Annotated in this window: 14 protein-coding genes; 5 read left to right on the top strand and 9 right to left on the bottom strand. The window is 64.3% G+C overall.

The annotated features are described in order from the left end of the window. Nucleotides 1-116: 116 nt before the first annotated feature. The 3 genes from PG879_RS01975 to PG879_RS01965 form a co-directional block, all read right to left on the bottom strand. Nucleotides 117-929 carry a helix-turn-helix transcriptional regulator gene (locus PG879_RS01975; RefSeq protein ID WP_236276400.1) on the bottom strand — a complete coding sequence of 271 codons (813 nt, stop codon included), beginning with the start codon at nucleotides 927-929 and terminating at the stop codon, nucleotides 117-119. An 11-nt stretch (nucleotides 930-940) separates the two neighbouring features. Continuing rightward, on the bottom strand, nucleotides 941-1474 hold the full coding sequence (locus tag PG879_RS01970; protein WP_049637270.1) for a YbhB/YbcL family Raf kinase inhibitor-like protein: 534 nt from the start codon (nucleotides 1472-1474) through the stop codon (nucleotides 941-943). A 177-nt stretch (nucleotides 1475-1651) separates the two neighbouring features. Further along, nucleotides 1652-2908, bottom strand: coding sequence for an adenylosuccinate synthetase (locus PG879_RS01965; protein WP_045525181.1), 1257 nt, complete (start codon nucleotides 2906-2908; stop codon nucleotides 1652-1654). 190 nt (nucleotides 2909-3098) lie between these two features. Here PG879_RS01965 and PG879_RS01960 point away from each other — a divergent pair, with 190 nt between their 5' ends. Continuing rightward, on the top strand, nucleotides 3099-4001 hold the full coding sequence (locus PG879_RS01960) for a LysR family transcriptional regulator (RefSeq protein WP_041212603.1): 903 nt from the start codon (nucleotides 3099-3101) through the stop codon (nucleotides 3999-4001). A 63-nt stretch (nucleotides 4002-4064) separates the two neighbouring features. Here PG879_RS01960 and PG879_RS01955 read toward each other — a convergent pair whose 3' ends face one another. Together PG879_RS01955 and PG879_RS01950 are read right to left on the bottom strand one after the other, a co-directional pair. Then, nucleotides 4065-5420: a TAXI family TRAP transporter solute-binding subunit gene (locus PG879_RS01955; protein WP_270829624.1), complete on the bottom strand. Its 1356-nt coding sequence runs from the start codon at nucleotides 5418-5420 to the stop codon at nucleotides 4065-4067. 148 nt (nucleotides 5421-5568) lie between these two features. Further along, nucleotides 5569-6708 carry a MalY/PatB family protein gene (locus tag PG879_RS01950; RefSeq protein ID WP_257707193.1) on the bottom strand — a complete coding sequence of 380 codons (1140 nt, stop codon included), beginning with the start codon at nucleotides 6706-6708 and terminating at the stop codon, nucleotides 5569-5571. Between the two features lie 164 nt (nucleotides 6709-6872). Here PG879_RS01950 and PG879_RS01945 point away from each other — a divergent pair, with 164 nt between their 5' ends. Beyond that, nucleotides 6873-8045, top strand: a complete 1173-nt coding sequence (locus tag PG879_RS01945; RefSeq protein ID WP_270829623.1) for an MFS transporter — start codon at nucleotides 6873-6875, stop codon at nucleotides 8043-8045. 71 nt (nucleotides 8046-8116) lie between these two features. Here PG879_RS01945 and PG879_RS01940 read toward each other — a convergent pair whose 3' ends face one another. Both PG879_RS01940 and PG879_RS01935 read right to left on the bottom strand, forming a co-directional pair. Beyond that, entirely contained in the window at nucleotides 8117-9001 is an 885-nt protein-coding gene (locus PG879_RS01940) for a LysR family transcriptional regulator (protein WP_042015608.1), read from the bottom strand. Nucleotides 9002-9090: 89 nt separating this feature from the next. Beyond that, nucleotides 9091-9846 carry a YciK family oxidoreductase gene (locus PG879_RS01935; RefSeq protein ID WP_042015611.1) on the bottom strand — a complete coding sequence of 252 codons (756 nt, stop codon included), beginning with the start codon at nucleotides 9844-9846 and terminating at the stop codon, nucleotides 9091-9093. Between the two features lie 224 nt (nucleotides 9847-10070). Between PG879_RS01935 and sohB the strand changes: the two genes are divergently transcribed. Then, nucleotides 10071-11078: a protease SohB gene (gene sohB / locus PG879_RS01930; protein WP_039040521.1), complete on the top strand. Its 1008-nt coding sequence runs from the start codon at nucleotides 10071-10073 to the stop codon at nucleotides 11076-11078. Nucleotides 11079-11308: 230 nt separating this feature from the next. Here the strand turns inward: sohB and astB are convergent, their stop codons facing one another. Next, nucleotides 11309-12646, bottom strand: coding sequence for an N-succinylarginine dihydrolase (gene astB / locus PG879_RS01925; protein WP_270829621.1), 1338 nt, complete (start codon nucleotides 12644-12646; stop codon nucleotides 11309-11311). Between the two features lie 360 nt (nucleotides 12647-13006). Between astB and topA the strand changes: the two genes are divergently transcribed. Both topA and PG879_RS01915 read left to right on the top strand, forming a co-directional pair. After that, a complete protein-coding gene (gene topA, locus PG879_RS01920) occupies nucleotides 13007-15628 on the top strand; it encodes a type I DNA topoisomerase (RefSeq protein ID WP_010673895.1) in 2622 nt (873 codons plus the stop codon). 115 nt (nucleotides 15629-15743) lie between these two features. Next, nucleotides 15744-15914 (top strand): hypothetical protein, encoded by a 171-nt coding sequence (locus PG879_RS01915; protein ID WP_164882955.1) that lies wholly within the window; start codon nucleotides 15744-15746, stop codon nucleotides 15912-15914. Nucleotides 15915-15997: 83 nt separating this feature from the next. Here the strand turns inward: PG879_RS01915 and PG879_RS01910 are convergent, their stop codons facing one another. Continuing rightward, entirely contained in the window at nucleotides 15998-16348 is a 351-nt protein-coding gene (locus PG879_RS01910) for an MGMT family protein (RefSeq protein ID WP_039040524.1), read from the bottom strand. Nucleotides 16349-16395 lie beyond the last annotated feature (47 nt).

Raw genomic sequence — 16395 nt, 5'->3', positions numbered from 1 at the left:
TTTACGGGAGCCATTATAGGGCGATTTTGACGGGATTATTGGCGCTGTGTCACAGTGCAGGAGGGGCGAGTGTGAGCCTGATCACCCGGTTACATGAGGTTACATAGCTTTGTGTTTTAGTAATTATTTACTTTTGTGGTGGCAGTCAGTGAGAGAGAGGAGGGGCAGGTACGCAGGTATTGGTGGGGGGTCAGGCCGAACTCCTCCTTGAAGCGCGCGGCAAAGCGGCCGGGGGAGTCGTAGCCACAGGCGAGGGCGGTCTGAAGCGGCGTGAGCCCCTGTTGCAGCAGGGTGAGGGCGTGCCCCAGGCGTACCTGGGTCAGCACCTGGCGAAAGCTGCGCCCCTCGGCGGCCAGCTTGCGGACCAGAGAGGCGCGGCTCATGGCGAAGTGGGTCGCTACCGTCTCCAGCCGGTGATCAAGACCAGGCTCCACGCTGAGGTAACGGGCCAGCCGTTCCCCCAGGGTCATGGTGGTGGCAGGAAAGAGCAGGCCAAGGCCCCCCGCTTCCCTGAGCTCGCCATAAAACCCTTGCAGCAGCTGGGTCTGGGTCGTCTCGCAGAGCTGCCGCTGCGCCATGGTGGTGACGAGATCGAAGCAGAAGGCGAGGGCCGACGTCACCCTGATGGCCGGTGGCTTGAGGAGATCGAGGGTGCTCTCTGCCAGCCACTCGGCCGGTGGCGGGGCCAGCAGGGTGAGCGCCTGGGAGCGAAACGTGCCCTGCTCCGGCTGGTTGACGAAGGTGAGCCGGTGACCCGCCGGGATCAGCAGCCAGCTCTCCTTGTCAAAGGAGAGGCGCTGCTCCCGCCACCACAACTGCTTGCGGCCTTGCTGCACCCAGATGAGGGTCGGCGCGTAGATGAGCACCCGGCGCAGGGGCTGCTGGCGGATCCCGAAGTAGTGATTCAGTTGCAGCAGGGGCGTGCTCATCGGGCGGGCTCCTAGGGGGTGGTGAAGGTGGCGGTCAGGGTGGCCTTGCCAAGGGCGAGGCTGTTGAGCATGTAGCCTACCATGGCGGGCGGGGTGTTGGCCTTCACCTCCAGTGCCTTGGGCAGGGCCCAGACGGTGAACTGGTAGCGGTGCATGCCGTGACCGGCGGGCGGGCAGGGGCCGCCATAACCCTGGGTACCGTAGTCGGTGCCAAGCTCCAGCCCCTGCTTGATCTTGCCGGAGGCATTGCTCGGCAGCTCGCTCTGGCTGGCCGGCAGGTTCACCACCAGCCAGTGCCACCAGCCGCTGCCGGTGGGGGCGTCCGGGTCATAGGCGGTGATGGCGACGCTCTGGGTGCCGGCGGGCAGGCTCTGCCAGCTCAACTGGGGGGAGCGGTTCTCGCCGCTGCAACCAAAGCCGTTGAAGCTGAAGACCTTGTCCATGGGTTCACCCTCGCGGATGTCGGTACTCTTGAGGGTCATGGCGCCGGCGGGCAGAGCCGCGAGGCAGAACAGGGGCAGCAGCGGGATAATGGGGGATCTCATGATGGGCACTCCTTTGTGTGAATATGGCATTCACTCTAAGGGGGCTGGCTCAAAACAGAGTGCCCGTATGGCTCAAATTATGCCATGTAGGCGGCTTTTGTGAGCTGTTCGGGGCTTTTGAGGGGCATAAAAAAACCGGCATCCTGGGATGCCGGTTTTTGGGAGAGGCGAGGGGCCTTAGCGCAGGATCATCTCGTCACGGCCCGGGCCGACGGAGACCATGGGCACCGGCACGCCCAGCAGGGCTTCGATGCGCAGCACATAGTCCTGGGCAGCCTTGGGCAGCTCGGCGAAGGTGCGGCAGGCGCTGATGTCTTCGCTCCAGCTCTCCATCTTCTCGTAGACGGGGGTGAGGGCGGCGGTCTGCGGCCAGATCGGGTTCTCGGTGTGGGCACCTTCGTAGGCCACGCAGATCTTCAGATCCGGCAGACCGGTCAGGCAGTCCAGCTTGGTCAGGGCCACTTCGGTGGCCGCCTGCAGCTCGACGCCGTTCTTGGTGGCGACGGCATCGAAGTAACCCACGTCACGGGGACGGCCGGTGGTGGCGCCGAACTCGTTGGTGATCTTGCGGAACTCGTCCTGGTTCTCCATGGCGGTCAGCAGGGTGCCGGTACCGACGGAGGAGCTGAATGCCTTGGCCACGGCGATGACGCGCTCCGGGCGCAGGCCCGGCAGACCGCCACCGATGCCGGCGTAGGCGCCGGAAACGTGGGAGGAGGTGACCCAGGGGTATTCGCCGTAGATGAGATCACGGCCGGCGCCCAGCTGGGCTTCGAACAGCAGGGTCTTGCCTTCGGCTTGCAGTGCCTTGAGGGGCATGCTGACGTTGCAGACGGCGTCCAGCCAGGGAGCGGACACTTCCAGCAGCCAGTCGGCCATCTCCTGGGCGGTCTGGGTGAATTCGAAGTCCGGATAGAGAGCCTTCATCTGCGGCAGTTTCCAGTCCAGCATGAACTGGATGCGCTCGACCAGCACGTCCGGCTGTTTCAGCCAGCCCACCAGGATCGCCTTTTTCATGACCCGATCACCGTAAGCCGGGGCGATGCCCTGACGGGTGGAGCCGTAGGCGCCGTCACCCAGGCGTTGCTCTTCCAGGGTGTCTTCCAGCGCGTGCAGCGGCAGGCAGAGGGTGGCACGGTCAGAGATGGCGAGCTTGGGAGTGACGCCGGAGGCCTTGACCTCTTCCAGCTCGACGGTGAGCTTCTCGGGGCTGATTACCATGCCGGGGCCCAGCACGACCAGACAATCCGGGTTGAAGACGCCGCTCGGCACCTGGTGCAGCTTGAAGGTGCCCAGATCGTTGACCACGGTGTGGCCGGCGTTGTTGCCGCCCTGGAAACGAATACTGGCGCCAGCCTGGCCTGCCAGATAATCGACGATGCGGCCTTTGCCTTCATCACCCCAGTTAGCACCTACGACTACGATAGACGACATGACTCTTTCTCCTAAGACGTTAGGCGTCCATCCTAGGAGCCCCGTGAGGATTAGAAAAATTAATTATCTTTATAATTCCGATAAGGAAGCCATATAATTCCGGTGCAATTATCGACACCGCGCTCCCTTTCGTGGTGACCGTGCCCTGGCGGCGCTGGCCCTGCCATCGACCCGAGAGAAGAGGAACCCCATGCTGGACATTCACTGGCTGCACACCTTCGTCACCCTGGCCCGGTTGCAGCACTTCGGCCAGACGGCCACCGAACTGCACATGACGCAACCCAATGTGAGCCTGCACCTCAAGAACCTGGAGCAGGCGACCCGGGTCAAGCTGGTGGAGCGCAGCCCGTTTCGCCTGACCCAGGCGGGGGAGCGGCTGCTGCAAAGCGCCGAGCGCGCCATCAACGAGTTGCAGCTCTGCCAGTCCGATCTCAATGCCCTGAGCCAGTTGAGCCAGGGTACGCTCGCCATCGCCGCCAGCGACATCATCTCGCGCCTGCTGCTCATCCAGCCGTTCCAGCGCTTCAAGCAGGCCTTCCCCGGCATCGACCTAACCCTGTTCAACACCACCTCGGATCAGGCGGCGGATCTGGTGCGGGCGGGCAAGGCGGATCTGGGCTTCGTGATGGCACAAAAGCGCAGCGAGCCGCTCTTCTACACCGAGTTGCAGCAGGTGACCTGGTGTGCCCTGGGGCACGGCCTGGCCCGCTGGCAGGCGCGGGCCAGCTCGGGGGAGAGCGATCCTCTGGACGAGCCGACCCTGATCCTGCTGGGGCACGACACCCGGACCCGGGCATTGATCGACCCCTCCCTGCCCCTGCTCGGCCTGCCGAGCTGCCGCATCATGGAGGTAGGGAGCGTGGATGCCCAGCTCGACTGGGCCGAGGCGGGCTTTGGCGTCGCCATCGTGCCGGATTTCTCCCTTCACCCCAGGCTCAAGCTGACCGCCCCGGTGACCCGGCTCACCGATTTTCCCGGTACCAGCCTGGGGTACGTGGTGCGCCAGAACCAGGTGCTGTCGCGGGCCATCAAGCAGCTGCTGCACTGGGTGGAGGAGGAGATCCAGAATCCGGCGCTGCTGCTGGCGCCGTGACAGGCCAGGCGCCCGTTCCCGATAACCAAGAGGCCACCCCTGGGGTGGCCTCTTGGTTGGTGTTCATTGCCCGGCGGGGGCTGTGGTCCCCACCGCGTGGCTGGGCGGGCTGGCCGGCATGGCCTCCGGTGATGGCGCCTCCAGCGGCGTTGCCGACGAGGCGGGCGCCTCAGGCGGGGTCAGGGGATGGCCTGGTTCCAGGGTTGCGCTGCCCGGTGTGGGCGGCTCGGTCAGTGCCGGGGCCTGGTTGGTTGAGGCCGCCCCCGAACTGGTTGAGAGGGTCGCGGCGGCCGGCTGCTCCGGCAAGGTGTCGGACCCCTCTAGTGGCGCGGTGCCTTCCAGGGGGCCTGTCCCATCGGTCGGTGTGGCCGCGCTGCTCGCCGGGGACAAGGTCGGCAAGGCACCCGAGGTGGCCCCTGCCCCGGATGCCGTGAGGGTGTCCGCCGGGAGGGTGGGCACGGCATCCAGCATGCCGGGATGGAGCAGGGCGATGCTACCCGCCTGCATGCCTTCCCAGGTGAGGGTGGTCAGTGCCGGATGCAGCCGGGTGAACTGCTTGAGCCGCTCGTTCAGCACGTCCCGCAGGGTGCGCACCTCGCTCTCGGGCAGACTGGCCAGCGCCACCAGTTCGGCGGTGACGGCGAAGGTATTGACGCCGCTTGTCTGCCCCGGATAGAGGTTGGCGCCAATGCGGCTGCGATCGTAGTAGGGGTGCTGCTTGAGCAGCTTGTCCACCTGTTCCCCCTCGATGGGAATGAGGCGGGCCTGACAGCGGCCGGTGAGATCGCCGATGGCCTGATTGGGGTGACCGGCGACCACGAAGGCGGCATCCAGGGTGCCGTCACAGAGCCCCTCCAGCCGGTTGCCCGCGGAGATCACGGGCGGGCGGCTGAAGTCGGCGATCCGCCACCCCATGGCATCGAGCAGGGCCCGGCTGGTGACCCTGTCCCCGGAGTTGGGGGCGCCGACATCGACCCGCTTGCCCTTGATGTCGGCCAGGGTGGTGATGTTGCTGGTGGCGCTGGCAATCAGGGTCAGGGACTCCTTGTGGAGCCGCAACAGGCTGCGCAGCTGATCGTCCGGGGCCTGGCCCGCGAAGGGGCCGCTGCCGTGCACCGCATGGTAGAGCACATCCGACTGCATCAGGGCGAGCTGTACCTCACCCTTGGCGAGCGCCGCCAGATTGGCGATGGAGCCCGAGGTACTCTGCACCGTGCAGTGCAGGCCGAGGCGGGCACTCTCCTCGTTGAGCAGGCGGCAGATGGCGCCTCCTGTCGGGTAGTAGACGCCGTTGAGGGCCCCCGTGCCGATGGTGACATAGGCGGGGGAGGCGAAGAGGGAGGGCGCCAGCACGGCCGCGAGCCAGGGCAGGGCGGTACGTGACAGACGCAACAGGGCAGAGAAGGCGAATGGGCGCATAGTGGACCGAAACCGTGGCTGAACATGAGGAGGAGGCGGGCTCATCCCGTGATGAGCCTCATCTTATCCGTATCAGACGGGAAGCTGAACGGATTTTACCGCTTTTGCGCGCACCGGGCGGCCTGGGGCCGCCGCCCGGGACGGTTCGCTAGCGGGTCTGGAGAATGGCTTTCTCCATGCGGGCCAGGGCCTCGGTGAGACGGGCCCGGGTGCAGCCAAAGTTGAGCCGCACGAACTGGCCGTTGCCGAACTGGGCGCCGGGGGAGAGACCCACGCCCGCCTGTTCGAAGAAGGCGACGGGATCGTCCAGGCCCAGGGCGCTCATGTCGATCCAGGCGAGGTAGGTGGCCTGGTTGCGGGCCAGCTTGACGCCGGGCCAGCGGGCCACGGCCTGCTCGATCAGGGCCAGGTTGCCGGCCAGGTAGTCGAGCTGTTCATTCAGCCACTGCTCGCCCCCCTCATAGGCCGCCTCGGCCGCCACGAACCCCAGCAGATTGACGTCGGCGCTGATGCCGCGCATCGCCTGTTGCAGCTTGAGCCGCAGGCGGGCATTGGGGATCACGGCGAAGGAGCAGCACAGCCCCGCGATGTTGAAGGTCTTGCTCGGCGCCATCATGACGGCGGAGCGCTCGGCCGCCTCCGGGTTCAGGGCACCATAGGGGATGTGGCGGGCATCCTTGTCCAGCAGCAGGTCGCAGTGGATTTCGTCGGAGCAGATCACCAGGTTGTGGCGCTCGGCGATGGCGTCGATGGCCAGCAGTTCTTCCCGGGTGAAGACGGTGCCCCCCGGGTTGTGGGGGTTGCACAGCAGCAGCAGATCCGCCGAGGGGGCCTGACGCTCAAGCTCTTCGAGATCCAGCACCCAGCGGCCTTCTTCCTCTACCACGGGGACGGTGAGCAGGGGGCGGTCATTGAAGCCCGGTGCCTGCAGGAAGGGGTAGTAGACCGGCTTGGGGGTGATGATGCCGCGCCCGTGCTGGCTCCAGGCCTTGCAGGCGAGGTTGAGGCCCGGCACCACCCCGGGCAGGAAGACGAGCCATTCGGGCTGGATGGTCCAGCCATAGCGGCTGGCCAGACGCGATACGATCAGTTCGATGAGCCGGGGAGAGGGGCGCGAATAGCCGAAGATGCCGTGGGCGACCCGTTTGGTGAGGGCCTCCAGTACGGCGGGGGGAGAGACGAAGTCGGTGTCTGCGACCCACATGGGCAGGACATCCTGACCCTTGTATTTGTCCCATTTCAGGCTCATGGTACCGCTGCGATCTATTTCCCGGTCAAAATCAAACATGTTAAATCCTTGTACTGGCGCTGGATGGGCTTCCAATGTACGGACTTGGACGCCCCCCCGCAACCCTTGAGGTGGCTGTTGATAATGGCATAAAATAGCCGCCGCCATACGCCAAGCCTGCCCGCATCTGGCTCCTTTTTTTCTTCCATATCAATGGTATCTCTATGAGTTTGCTGTCTGCTGCCCGCAAGAGGCCGGATCCCGTCTCTCTTTCGTTTCTCGCCGTGACCTTCATGTCCGGGGTGGCGGTGGCGCTGCAGGTGCCGACCTTGAGCCTGTTTCTGGCCGAGGAGGTGCAGGTGCGCCCCTTCCTGGTGGGGCTCTTCTACACGGTGAACGCAGTGATCGGCATCCTCATCAGCCAGTGGCTCGGCCACCGCTCCGACAACAAGGGGGATCGCAAGCAGCTGATCCTGCGCTGCTGCTTCGCCGGCATCGTGCTCTCCCTGCTGTTTGCCTGGAACCGGCAGTACTGGTTGCTGGTGAGCCTGGGGGTGCTGCTGGCGAGCCTGACCGCCACCGCCAGCCCGCAGTTGTTCGCCCTGGCGCGGGAATACGCCGACAGCCGCAACAAACAGGCCGACATGTTCAGCTCGGTGCTGCGGGCCCAGTTCTCCCTGGCCTGGGTGATAGGGCCGCCCATCGCCTTCGCGCTCGCCATCGGCTACGGCTTCGAGGTGATGTATCTGGCCTCGGCGCTGGCCTATGTTATCTGCGCCTTCGTGGTGTGGCGCTGGCTTCCCTCCCTGCCGCTGCCGGTGATGGACAGCGAGGTGGAGCGGGTGAGCAGCTGGCGGGATCCGTCGGTGCGGGCGCTCTTCATCGCCTCCACCCTAATGTGGACCTGCAACAGCATGTACCTCATCAACATGCCCCTCTACATCACCCGCGAGCTGGGGCTGGAGGAAAAACTGGCCGGTTTGCTGATGGGCACGGCGGCGGCCCTGGAGATCCCCTTCATGCTGCTGGCTGGCTACTACACCCGGCGCTTTGGCAAGCGGCCCATGATGCTGCTGGCGGTGCTGGCCGGGGTCGGTTTCTATGGCGGTCTCGTGACCCTGTCGAGCCAGCATGCCCTCATTGCGCTGCAACTGCTCAATGCCATCTTCATCGGCATCGTGGCCGGCATCGGCATGTCCTATTTCCAGGACTTGATGCCGGGGCGCGCCGGGGTGGCGACCACGCTCTTTTCCAACAGCATCCGCACCGGCTCCATCATGGCGGGGGCCATCGCGGGGACGGTGGCGGAGCTCTGGAGCTTCCACGGGGTCTTCATGGTGGCGGCGGCCCTGGCGCTGATGGCGCTGGCCGCCTGCTGGCGGGTCCCCAACGTATAGGGGATGCAAAAGGGAGCCGATGCCCGGATGTGCCGGCACCAGTGCCCCGGTCGTGCGGGGCTGAAGCGGCCTTACCTGGGGTTGTCTCCCTGGTATTCGATGCGCAGGCAGCGCAGCAGCAGCTCGGCCGCCGGCCCCAGCGCCTCCACCGAGGGGGTGAGCAGGTAGGTGTAGAGATAGCGTTCGTTGCCGCCGGTGAGATCGAGCTGCACCAGCGAGCCCTCGGCGAGCTCCTCCTGCACCAGGTGGCGGGGCACCCAGGCGTAACCCATGCCAAGGCGCACCATGTTGAGCACCTCGTGATAGTGGGTCGCCTTCCAGCCGGTGTCGTCCGCATCGTTCCAGTCCACCGAGCGGTGGATGGGGGGATGCAGGCTTATCTGGTTGTGGCTGGCCAGCACCTCGGCGGTGATGGGCTCTCCCTGCTCCGCAAGGGGGTGGCCCGCTGCGCACAGAGGAAGCAGACAGACTTCGTCCAGCGGCAGGCCGGTGCGATCCTGGGGCAGGTGCTCGGAGAGCATCAGATCTCCCGCCTGCAGCGCATTGAAGTGGCAGTGGATCCGCTCGTGCAGGTTGATGCGGCAACCGCGGCTGCGGGGGTAGAAGTGGGCCAGCGCCCGGTAGAGGCGCTCCCGCGGCTGCACCACGGACACATAGAGGTTGATCTGCGGCTCCCACTGCCGCTCCAGGTTGTTGGCCAGGTTCTCCAGCTCTTCCACCTGCTGGCTGAGCTGGCGCGCCCGCTTGAGGAAGATCTCCCCCGCCGGCGTCAGCACCGCCTTGCGTCCCCGCACCTCCAGCAGGGCCACCCCCAGACTCTGTTGCAGCTTGGCAACCGCATGATTGAGGGAGGATTGGCTCTTGTTCAGCGCCTCGGCAGCCTGGGCATAACCGCCGCAGTCCACCACTGCCTGAAAGATCCGCCATTGCTCAAACGTGCTCTTGGGACGAAACATAGTGCAACCTGTCTGGGGCCGATGGGATTCAACAGGGCGCGCCTTGGCACCCCCTCTTCACTGTAATCCCATCCGGTTGATTTGTTGATTTATTTGGGCTGGGCCACGAAGGTCTTGCCGCTCTGGCCCTGACTGTCACGCCCCATCAGGTAGAGATAGAGGGGCATCAGATCGGCCGGGGTCTTGAGGGTTTGCGGATCTTCCGCCGGGAAGGCGCTGGCCCGCATCCTGGTGCGGGTGCCGCCCGGGTTCAGGGTGTTGACCCGCACAGTGGTGTTCTCCAGCTCGTCCGCCAGCACCTCCATCATGCCTTCGACGGCGAACTTGGAAATGGCATAGGTGCCCCAGTAGGCGCGCCCCTTGCGGCCCACGCTGGAGGAGGTGTAGACGATGGACGCCTCGCCGTGCTCCTTGGCGGTCTGGCGAAGGAGGGGCAGCAGCGCCTGGGTCAGCAGGAATTCGGATTTGACGTTGACCTGCATCACCTCGTCCCACTCCTGCTCCTGAATGTGTTCGAACGGCGACAGGGTGCCGAGCAGCCCGGCGTTGAACAGCACGCCATCGAGGCGGCCGAACTGCTGGGCGAAGGTCTCCGCCATACCGCGGTAGTGGGCGGCAGTAGCCCCTTTCAAGTCCACCGGCACGATGGCGGGCAGGGGGTGACCGGCCGCTTCAATCTGGTCGTAGACCGCCTCCAGCTTGGCACTGGTACGCCCGAGCAGGATCACGGTGGCACCGTGGGCCGCATAGGTGAGGGCCGCTTCGCGGCCGATGCCGTCACCGGCACCCGTCACCAGAATGACCTTGTCCTTGAGCAGATCACGGGGGGCCTGATAGTCGAGCATGTGGACTCCTGTTAACAATGCCTGGCGGCTTGGCGCAACGAATCGAGTGGGCAAGTGTACTGATCCGGCCCGGCAGTTGACCAGTATGAGACGGCAAAAATGTGAATAAAACAGGGCGATAGCGTCGATCCCTCCGCCCTTGGCACGGGAGATGGCAGAGTTTTTGCGCGAGGGGGGCAAACTCCTTACTATGTGAAAAAACCGGACATTGAGCGGAGCATCAAGTGGCATTTTTGACCGAGTACGGCCTGTTTCTGGCCAAGACCCTCACCTTCCTGCTGGCCATCGGCGCCGTCATCCTGATGGTGGCGAGCAGCCGCCAGCCCAAATCCCGCAAGGGGGAGCTGGTGGTGACCGATCTCTCCGGCGAGCTGGAGCAGGGGCGCCATCAACTGCAGGCAGCCCTGGCGGGCAAGGCCGAGCGCAAGCAGATGGAGAAGACCCGCAAGGCGGAGCACAAGGCCAAAGCCAAGGGGGAGGATGAGCGCAGCCGGCTGTTCGTCATCGACTTCAACGGCAGCATGGATGCCAAGGAAGTGGCCTCCCTGCGGGAAGAGGTGAGTGCCGTGATAGGCGTGGCCCGGCCCGGGGACGAGGTGCTGCTGCGCCTCGAATCCGGCGGCGGCGTGGTGCATGGCTACGGCCTGGCCGCCTCCCAGTTGCAGCGGCTGCGGGACAAGGACATCACGCTGACCGTGGCCATCGACAAGGTGGCGGCGAGCGGTGGCTACATGATGGCCTGCGTCGCGGACAAGATCCTGGCGGCGCCGTTCGCCATCGTCGGCTCCATCGGGGTGATTGCCCAGATGCCGAACTTCAACAAGCTGCTCAAGAAGCACGACATCGAATTCGAGATGCACACCGCAGGCCAGTACAAGCGCACCATCACCATGTTCGGCGAGAACGACGATCTGGGGCGGGAGAAGTTTCGCGAGGAGCTGGGGGCCATCCACGAGCAGTTCAAGGCCTTCGTGGCCGAGCACAGACCCGGTCTCGACATCGACAAGGTGACCACCGGCGAGCATTGGCTGGCGAGCCAGGCCAAGCAGCTCGGTCTGGTGGATGCGCTTTGCACCAGCGATGACTACCTGCTGGCCCAGGCCAGCCATCACAAGGTGGTCGGCATCCGCTACAGCAAACCCAGGAGCCTGACCCAGAAGCTTGGCAAGCAGGCGGCACTGGGGCTGGAGGCCGGCCTTGGCCGGCTGTGGCAGCAGAGCCCCTGGCGCTGAGAACCTGTTTCGAGCTTACTGCGAGGTCGTGATCAAGGCTCATGTGCTGCTCGGAATCCTCATGTGTATCTACACACTCCGGTTCCTGCGCTGCTCTTCACCTTGCTGACGATCTCTCGCTACAGCTCGTGAACAGGTTTTATAGCTCAGTGCAAAGGACTAAAAAGAGAGCCGGGCATTGCCCGGCTCTCTTTTTTTATTGCGTCGGCTCTGCAGGCCGATGGCGCACCTCAGCGCTGGAAGGGGTAGACGGAACCGAGTTTCAGGATCTGGGTCAGCTCGTCCAGGGCGGTGCGGGTCTCCAGCACCAGGGAGGGGTCCCGCAGATCGTCCAGCGCCAGGCTGTCGCGATAGTGCTTCTCGACCCACTGATCCAGGCGGGCAAACTGGCTGTCGGTGATGAGGCAGGCCGGGTTGACCGCGGCGAGCTCGGTGTCGTTCATGGCAACCCGCAGGCGCAGACAGGCGGGGCCGCCGCCGTTTCTCATGCTCTGCTTCACATCCATGTAGTGGACGTCCTTGATGGGGGTGCCCAGGGTCACCAGCCTGGCCAGATAGGCGGACACAGCCGGGTTGTCGCGGCATTCGGTGGGGGCGATGATCGCCATCTCGCCGGATGGCAGGGTGAGGATCTGGGTGTTGAACAGGTAGGACTTCACCGCATCCTGCACCGACACCTCTGCAGTCGGCACCTCGATGAAATGCAGTTCCCCGTCGCCGAACTTGGTACGCACCTCGGCAAGCGCCGCCTCGGTATGGAGGAACGCCTGCTGGTGGAAGAAGAGCACGTTCTGGTTGCCCACCGCGATGACGTCGTTGTGGAACACCCCCTGATCGATCACGTCCGGGTTCTGCTGGATGAAGACCGCGCTCTCATCCCCAAGGCCATGCAGGCGGGCGATGGCCTGGCTCGCCTCCAGGGTCTGGCGGGCCGGATAGCGTTTGGGGGCGGGCTGGGAGACGTCGAAGGCGCTGCGGCCATAGACGAACAGCTCGACCCCCGCTTCGCCATAGGCGCGGCACAGCCGGGTGTGGTTGGCGGCGCCTTCGTCACCGAAGTGGTCGTTTTCCGGCAGATGCTGGTGGTGATAGAAGTGGCGATCGTTGTTGAACACGGCCCGCAGGATGCGCCCGGTCACCTCGGGCTCCAGGGAGCGGTGGAACTTGTTGGTCAGGTTGGCGGGGGTGAAGTGAATGCGGCCATCCTGGGTGTCGGCGCTCGGGGAGACGGTGGCGGCGTTGGCGGTCCACATGCTGGAGGCGGAGTAGCAGGCGGCCAGCACGGCGGGGGCCTGTCTGGCGGCCTGGGTCAGGACGCTGGCATCGTTGCCGGTGAAGCCCAGGCGGCGCAGGGTCGCGAGATCCGGTCTCTCCTGTGGCGCCAGCACGCCCTGCACCATGCCGAGGTCGGTCAGCGCCTTCATCTTGCGCAGCCCCTGCTTGGCCGCTTCCTTGGGGTTGGAGGCCTCTTTGGCGTTGCTCTGGGAGGCGACGTTGCCATAGGAGAGGCCGGCATAGTTGTGGGTGGGGCCGACCAGGCCGTCGAAGTTGACCTCGAAGTGCTTCATGATCACATCCTTTCGATTTTTATATGGGGAGCGGTTCCTTCCGCGCACAAAGCTGCGGTGTGCGGCCATTATAAAGAGATTTCATCCTTTGTAACAAGCTGATAACCAGAATGGGTTTTTATGTCACAAGGGTGGCTGGATATGTCATTTCCAATCTAAAAAAGGGGGGGATATAGCATAAAAACAAAAAAGCGGTTGCTTCCCGCGCCCCGGCTTCGCATTAATAAATAAAGAAGCAGGGCGGTTCGGGCTGTCGGGCAAATTGACCCGCAAGATTGCTTTTTCCCGTCAAATCTCTTATACAGCCCCACAAAACCGCACGCCAACCCCGTCGGGTGCAATGAGGATAATAGTTACAGCATGGGCAAATCACTGGTCATCGTGGAGTCTCCGGCCAAGGCCAAGACCATCAACAAATATTTGGGCAAGGACTACGTGGTGAAATCCAGCGTAGGCCACGTGCGCGATCTGCCGACCAGCGGCAGCGCCAGCACCGAGCCCAAAAAACCTGTCATTCGCGGCATCAAGCTCAGCGAATCCGAGAAGGCGGCCAAGGATCGCAACGCCCTGTTCTCAAGGATGGGCATCAACCCGACCGCAGGCTGGCAGGCCAACTACCAGATTTTGCCCGGCAAGGAAAAAGTGGTCAGCGAGTTGCAAAGTCTGGCCGCCAAGGCCGACACCATCTATCTCGCAACCGACTTGGATAGAGAGGGGGAAGCGATCGCCTGGCACCTGCGCGAGATCATCGGTGGCGACGACAGCCGCTACAAGCGCGTGGTGTTCAACGAGATCACCAAGAGCGCCATCCAGGAGGCGTTCGCCCAGCCGTCCGAGCTGAACATTCATCGTGTCAACGCCCAGCAGGCCCGTCGTTTCCTCGACCGGGTGGTGGGCTACATGGTCTCCCCGCTCTTGTGGAAGAAGCTGGCCCGCGGCCTCTCCGCCGGTCGGGTGCAATCTGTCGCGGTGCGCCTCATCGTCGACAAGGAGCGCGAGATCAAGGCGTTCGTGCCGGTGGAGTTCTGGGATCTCAACGCCGACCTGCTCACCGCCGAGAAGAGCGAGCTGCGCATGGAGGTGGTCAGCCGCAATGGTGCCGACTTCAAGCCGGTGACCCAGGCCGAGACCTTCGCCGCCGTGGCGGCCCTGGAAGGGGTCGACTACAAGGTGGTGAACCGGGAAGACAAGCCGACCGGCTCCAAGCCGTCCGCTCCCTTCATCACCTCCACCCTGCAGCAGGCGGCTTCTACTCGTCTGAGCTTCGGGGTCAAGAAGACCATGATGATGGCCCAGCGTCTCTATGAAGCGGGTTACATCACCTATATGCGTACCGACTCCACCAACCTCAGCAAAGAGGCGGTGGACGCGGTGCGGGAATACATCGGCGAGCAGTATGGCGCCGCCTACCTGCCGAGCGAGCCGAACCTCTACGGCGCCAAGGCCAATGCCCAGGAGGCCCACGAGGCGATCCGCCCCTCCAGCGTCCAGGTGACTGCCGAGATGCTGGAAGGGATGGAGCCCGATGCCATGCGGCTCTATGACCTCATCTGGCGCCAGTTTGTCGCCTGCCAGATGACCCCGGCCCAGTACGACTCCTCCACCCTGACCGTCAAGGCTGGGGAGTTCGAGCTCAAGGCCCGTGGTCGCACCCTGCGCTTCGCCGGCTGGACCAAGGCCCTGCCGCCCATGGGCCGCAAGGGTGAAGACAGCCAGCTGCCGGCGGTGACCGTCGGCGAGGTGCTGAAACTGGTCAAGCTGGATCCGCGCCAGCACTTCACCAAGCCGCCCGCCCGCTTCACTGAAGCGGCCCTGGTACGCGAGCTGGAAAAGCGCGGCATCGGCCGTCCGTCCACTTACGCCTCCATCATCTCCACCATCGTCGACCGTGGGTATGTACGGGTCGAGAGCCGCCGCTTCTTCGCCGAGAAGATGGGGGAGATCGTCACCGACCGCCTGGTGGAAAACTTCGTCGAGCTGATGAACTACGAGTTCACCGCCAAGATGGAAGACAAGCTCGACGGCATCGCCGAGGGGAGCCTGGAGTGGAAGAAGGTGCTCGACGCCTTCTACGCCGAGTTCACCCAGGAGCTGGAGCAGGCCGACAAGCCCCATGAAGAGGGGGGCATGCGTGCCAACCAGATGGTGCTGACCGATATCGACTGCCCGGATTGTGGCCGCAAGATGGGTATCCGTACCGCCACCACCGGCGTCTTCCTCGGCTGCTCCGGCTATGCCCTGCCGCCCAAGGAGCGCTGCAAGAAGACCATCAACCTGGTCAGTGCGGACGAGTTCGTCTCCGCCACCGACGGGGACGAGGCGGAAACCGATGCTCTGCGTGCCAAGCATCGTTGCGGGATCTGCGGCACCGCCATGGACGCCTACATCATCGACGACAGCCGCAAGCTGCACGTCTGCGGTCGCAACCCGGATTGCGATGGCTACGAGGTGGAGCAGGGGCAGTTCAAGCTCAAGGGCTACGAAGGGCCGAGCATCGAGTGCGATCGCTGCGGCTCCGAGATGCAACTCAAGAACGGCCGTTTCGGCAAATACATGGGTTGCACCAACGAGAGCTGCAAGAACACCCGCAAGATCCTGAAAAATGGCGACATTGCACCGCCGAAAGAGGATCCGGTACCCCTGCCCGAGCTGAAATGCACCCAGTCCGATGCCCACTTCGTGCTGCGGGACGGCGCTGCCGGCCTCTTCCTGGCCGCCAGCAACTTCCCCAAATCCCGCGAGACCCGTGCGCCCCTGGTGGAGGAGCTCAAGCGCTTCCGCGATCGCCTCTCTCCCAAGCACCAGTACCTGGCGGACGCCCCGGCGTCAGATCCTGACGGAAACGCCTCCGTGGTGCGCTTCAGCCGCAAGACCAAGGAGCAGTACGTGATGACCGAGGTCAACGGCAAGGCGACAGGCTGGACAGCCCATTATGACAACGGAAAATGGCAGGAGAGCCTGCCCAAGGCGAAGAAAGCCTGATGGCGACGCCGCTCACAGCATGATGAAAGAGGCCCCTTGCGAGGGGCTTCTTTGTTGGTGGATGGCGATATACTGGAATGGCTGCATGGATGGCAGCGCAAGACAGGGAGTTGTCATGGAGATACATGAAATACGGCCGGGCATGACCTGCCTGACCCGTGAAGGGACAGCCTATGTGCTGGAGGTGGACAGACAGAGTCTGCTGGTGCTCTTGCAACGGGAGGATGAGACCATCCCGGTACAGGTGCGCAGCGATGACATTCTGGGGCCCATTGCCGGCGACTAGGGAAGAGAACGTGACGGAGGGCGACCACAGAGGCCCTCCCTTTGTTGCAAGAGCCCCCATCCCTTCGGGGCGTGCCAGCCTCGTCAGAAGGGAACCAGAAAGAGCAGCTCGGCCAGGTCGGGCTGCCACTGCCACTCCCGCATCCTGACCCGCCCGCCAATCACGGGCACCCCCTCCTCCTGCAGCAGCCCCGCTTGCTTGTCAAAGCCTGCGGATCCTTTTGGCAGCGAAATGGTGCCTGCCGCCCCCAGCACCCGGTGCCAGGGCAGCACCTTGTCGGTCTCCCGCAAGACTTTTCCCACCAGTCGTGCCCGTCCGGGCAGGCCCGCGAGATCCGCCACCTGGCCGTAGCTCACCACGCGGCCGGGGGGGATCAGGGCGAGGATCGCCTCGATGCGGGCCGTCTTGTCCAGGGGGGGCGCGTTCGTTCTCATGATGATGGCTCGTCAAAAAAACAGCAGATGCGCCATTGTGGCGCTTC

The organism is Aeromonas sp. QDB63, assembly GCF_027707425.1.
Taxonomy (GTDB): Bacteria; Pseudomonadota; Gammaproteobacteria; order Enterobacterales; family Aeromonadaceae; genus Aeromonas; species Aeromonas caviae.
Note: the sequence above shows the minus strand (reverse complement) of the source record. Positions and strands in the feature narration are given on the sequence as shown.

Excerpts from the sequence above, each read along its gene's own strand:
- PG879_RS01960 (WP_041212603.1), top strand. The coding sequence starts at position 3,099 with ATGCTGGACATTCACTGGCTGCACACCTTCGTCACCCTGGCCCGGTTG.
- PG879_RS01970 (WP_049637270.1), bottom strand. The coding sequence starts at position 1,474 with ATGAGATCCCCCATTATCCCGCTGCTGCCCCTGTTCTGCCTCGCGGCT.
- PG879_RS01945 (WP_270829623.1), top strand. The coding sequence starts at position 6,873 with ATGAGTTTGCTGTCTGCTGCCCGCAAGAGGCCGGATCCCGTCTCTCTT.
- PG879_RS01940 (WP_042015608.1), bottom strand. The coding sequence starts at position 9,001 with ATGTTTCGTCCCAAGAGCACGTTTGAGCAATGGCGGATCTTTCAGGCA.
- PG879_RS01950 (WP_257707193.1), bottom strand. The coding sequence starts at position 6,708 with ATGTTTGATTTTGACCGGGAAATAGATCGCAGCGGTACCATGAGCCTG.
- PG879_RS01965 (WP_045525181.1), bottom strand. The coding sequence starts at position 2,908 with ATGTCGTCTATCGTAGTCGTAGGTGCTAACTGGGGTGATGAAGGCAAA.
- PG879_RS01955 (WP_270829624.1), bottom strand. The coding sequence starts at position 5,420 with ATGCGCCCATTCGCCTTCTCTGCCCTGTTGCGTCTGTCACGTACCGCC.
- PG879_RS01975 (WP_236276400.1), bottom strand. The coding sequence starts at position 929 with ATGAGCACGCCCCTGCTGCAACTGAATCACTACTTCGGGATCCGCCAG.
- topA (WP_010673895.1), top strand. The coding sequence starts at position 13,007 with ATGGGCAAATCACTGGTCATCGTGGAGTCTCCGGCCAAGGCCAAGACC.
- PG879_RS01935 (WP_042015611.1), bottom strand. The coding sequence starts at position 9,846 with ATGCTCGACTATCAGGCCCCCCGTGATCTGCTCAAGGACAAGGTCATT.
- PG879_RS01915 (WP_164882955.1), top strand. The coding sequence starts at position 15,744 with ATGGAGATACATGAAATACGGCCGGGCATGACCTGCCTGACCCGTGAA.
- PG879_RS01910 (WP_039040524.1), bottom strand. The coding sequence starts at position 16,348 with ATGAGAACGAACGCGCCCCCCCTGGACAAGACGGCCCGCATCGAGGCG.
- astB (WP_270829621.1), bottom strand. The coding sequence starts at position 12,646 with ATGAAGCACTTCGAGGTCAACTTCGACGGCCTGGTCGGCCCCACCCAC.